A 327-nucleotide genomic window follows, 5' to 3' on the forward strand; every position below is an offset into this window, starting at 1 on the left:
GAAAGATTATGGTCAGAACGACAGGGTGCTTGTGTTCGCGCTCGCGTGAAAGACGATAATGCGGCATTGGACGAGACATTATTGTTATTGCGAAGAAAAGGCTTGGATTTCCCGGTGAAGCAATATAGGTTGCGGTCACGTGTTGGGCAGATAGGAATGAACGAGATTCGTTCGGTACTTGGTTTGCCTCGGGGGTCCGCTCTTTTAAACGAGAGTTTCAACGGTTGAACACGACCCAATGCGTGAATCAGTCAAACTGACTTGAGAACCAAGCGTCAGGTCGGCGCAAAGGCGCAGTATGCTCGCGGCACAAAGGTCCTGACCCGG

1 protein-coding gene is annotated in these 327 nt (G+C 51.1%); it reads left to right on the top strand.

The window, feature by feature from the left end:
* On the top strand, positions 1 to 228 hold a 228-nt coding region (locus EOD29_RS36585), incomplete at its 5' end, for a hypothetical protein (RefSeq protein ID WP_206520530.1).
* Positions 229 to 327 lie beyond the last annotated feature (99 nt).

This window comes from Mesorhizobium sp. M1A.T.Ca.IN.004.03.1.1, from assembly GCF_003997555.1.
Classification (GTDB): Bacteria; Pseudomonadota; Alphaproteobacteria; order Rhizobiales; family Rhizobiaceae; genus Mesorhizobium.